We start from the raw sequence: 3160 nt of genomic DNA on the forward strand, positions 1-3160 counted from the left end.
TCTGGAGAGCCGGCCACTTCCCGATATTCCCTCACTGACGGGCGGATCGGCCAGACCACCACCGCTATATCCTTTTTTGAGTTTCATCCCACCAGCATCACGCCACCACACGCTTCCGGAACCTCGGCACACGCCCAACCGCGCACCGACTTCTCCCATCGGAACTCCGGAACATATCAATCGGAAAAACTCATCCCTGAGCTGGATCGATTTTGGCCTACCTTTTGGCATCCCAACACTCCTCAATAATCAGAGCGTTGCATTGACCCTATGACTTTGCCCGGCTGTAAGCAGCACTTACTGCTGAGTGGATTGCGCCTGCGGACGCGATCCATCCCGGACGCGAGGTGCCTCCGCGTCAGGCGTACTTGTTGACCATCCGGACCGCTCCACCGTCGACACCTTTGGCGCCCTGGGTGTAGTCGGGTCCGTCAGTGCTCCGCGATGTGTCCGCTTTCTCCACGGTTCCCATCACCCAGGCAGGCATGCCGCGTTCGGTCAAGCGGGCGATGGCGGCATCCGCGCCGGAAGGATCGACGATGGCGACCATGCCGACGCCGAGATTCAGCGTGCGTTCCAAGTCCGCGAGGGGAACCTGGCCCAGTTCGGAAACCAGCTGGAAGATGGCGGGCAGCTGCCAGCTGGAGCGGTCCACGGTGGCCTCCAGCCCGGACGGCAGGACGCGCGCCAGATTAGCCGCCAGTCCGCCGCCTGTGATGTGGCTGAAACCATGCACGCCGGCGGCTTCATAGCGGGCGAGGTCCAGGCAGTCGGCTGCGTAGACGCGCGTTGGCTCCAGCAGTTCCTCGCCGAGGGTGCGGCCGAAGTCTGAAACCTGGCGGTCAAGAGTCCAGCCGGCAACGTTAATAACCCGGCGGACCAGCGAGTATCCGTTGGAGTGAAGTCCGGATGAGGCCAGCCCAATGACGACGTCGCCCGCCTTTACCCGCTCCGGTCCGAGCAATCGGTCGGCTTCCACCACACCGGTGGCGGCGCCGGCGACGTCGTATTCATTTTCCGCCAGCAGACCGGGGTGCTCCGCGGTCTCCCCGCCGACCAAGGCGGTCCCGGCGGTGGCGCAGGCGGCAGCGATACCGCGGACGATGCCGGCGATCCGCTCGGGAACCACCTTGCCGCAGGCGATGTAGTCCGTCATATACAGCGGTTCGGCACCGACCACGACGATGTCGTCGACGACCATGCCGACCAGGTCGAAGCCGATGGTGTCGTGCACGTCCATGGCCTGGGCGATGGCAACCTTGGTGCCGACGCCGTCGGTGGAAGTCGCCAGCAGCGGCTGCCGGTACGTGAGCAGTTTGGAAACGTCGTAGAGACCGGCAAATCCACCGACCCCACCGACAACCTGCGGGCCATGGGTGGCTTTGACCGCTTCCTTCATCAGTTCGACGGCCTTGTCACCGGCCTCGACGTCGACGCCGGAATCGGCATAGGTGATCGAGGCGGGTCGGGGGGACTCGGTCATACTCGCTCTTTCCGGTTCTTGTCCGTGTCCTCAAGGAGGGAGTTCATTTCCGAATCCGGTCCCGGCTCACAGCCGGGCTTGCCACGTTCCAGGACATTCTTGCCCAGACGCTCTTCCGGCGGGAGCTCGATCGGGTATTCGCCGGTGAAACACGCCGTGCACAACGATGCGCGGGGCTGCTGCGTGGCGTCGATCATGCCGTCGTCGGAGATATAGGCCAGGCTGTCCGCCCCGACCGACTTGGCGATTTCGTCGACGGCGGCACCATTGGCGATCAGCTCCGCGCGGGAGGCAAAGTCGATGCCGTAGAAGCATGGCCAGCGAATCGGCGGGGAGGAGATCTTCACATGCACCTCAGCGGCGCCGGCTTCACGCAGCATCCGCACGACGGCGCGCTGGGTGTTGCCGCGGACGATCGAGTCATCCACCACGATGATGCGCTTGCCGCGGATGACGGATTCGAGGGCGTTCAGCTTGAGCCGGATGCCGAGCTGACGCAACGTTTGGCTGGGCTGGATGAAGGTACGGCCGACGTAGGCGTTCTTCACGAAGCCGTGCGCAAACGGGATGCCTGATTCCTCGGCGAAACCAACGGCGGCCGGTGTACCGGACTCGGGAACGGGAATCACGACGTCGGCATCCACATGATTTTCCCGTGAGAGCTGGCGGCCCATTTCCACCCGGGATTCGTATACGGACTGGCCCGCGATCGTGGCGTCCGGCCGGGCCAGGTACACGTACTCAAAGACGCAACCAGCGGGGGTTTTCTCGGCGAAACGCTGCGTGCGGACGCCGTTCTCGTCGATGGCGATGAACTCGCCGGGCTCGATCTCGCGGATGAAGCTGGCGCCGACGGTGGCTAGGGCGGAGGACTCGGAGGCCACGACCCAGCCGCGGTCGAGCCGGCCGAGGACCAGGGGACGCACGCCGAACTGGTCGCGGGCCGCGTAGAGGGTCCCCTCGTCCATGAAGGTGAAGCAGAATGCGCCCTGCAGTTTGGGCAGAATCTCCAGCGCGGTGGCCTCAAGCGAACGGTCGTCGTCGCCGGCGAGCAGGGCAGTAACCAGTGCCGTATCGGAGGTGTTGCCCTGCGCCATTTCCCCGCTGCGCGGGGTTCCGTGGCGTTCGATCACCAGATCGTAAAGGTCCGCGGAGTTGGTGAGGTTTCCGTTATGCGCCAGGGCCACGGTGCCGGCCGCGGTTGCGCCGAGGGTCGGCTGCGCGTTGGCCCAGTTGGAAGAGCCCGTCGTCGAATAGCGGCAGTGCCCGATGGCGATGTGCCCCTGCAAGGTATTCAGCACCGTCTCGTTGAACACCTGCGAAACCAGGCCCATGTCCTTGTAGACATTGATCCGGGAGCCGTCGCTCGTCGCTATCCCGGCCGACTCCTGCCCGCGGTGCTGCAAGGCATAGAGGCCGTAGTAAGCCAGTTTTGCGACTTCTTCACCTGGTGCCCATACGCCAAAGACCCCGCATGCATCCTGGGGGCCTTTTTCACCGGGTAGTAAGTCGTGGGTAAGTTTTCCGTCTCCGCGCGCCACATTCCCAGTGTCTCACGATTTGGCATCAGCTTTCCAACCCTGTGAAGGCATTACGGGCGGTGGTGTTCGGGGCCAGGGGCGTCGTTGGTGCTTTCGCCGGGCAACCCTCGCTCATCTGTGGTGCTTTGTTGGCCCG

At 64.1% G+C, this 3160-nt stretch carries 2 protein-coding genes; both read right to left on the reverse strand.

Annotated elements, in window-relative coordinates; genetic code table 11:
- Positions 1 to 358: 358 nt before the first annotated feature.
- Complete coding sequence (purM, locus tag Y707_RS0104475; protein ID WP_026534187.1) at positions 359 to 1483, reverse strand: phosphoribosylformylglycinamidine cyclo-ligase; 1125 nt, start codon at positions 1481 to 1483, stop codon at positions 359 to 361.
- Positions 1480 to 3024, reverse strand: a complete 1545-nt coding sequence (gene purF / locus Y707_RS0104480) for an amidophosphoribosyltransferase (protein WP_026534188.1) — start codon at positions 3022 to 3024, stop codon at positions 1480 to 1482. The genes purM and purF overlap by 4 nt, the downstream gene beginning before the upstream one ends.
- Positions 3025 to 3160 lie beyond the last annotated feature (136 nt).

This window comes from Arthrobacter sp. H14, from assembly GCF_000520495.1.
Lineage (GTDB): Bacteria > Actinomycetota > Actinomycetes > Actinomycetales > Micrococcaceae > Arthrobacter_C.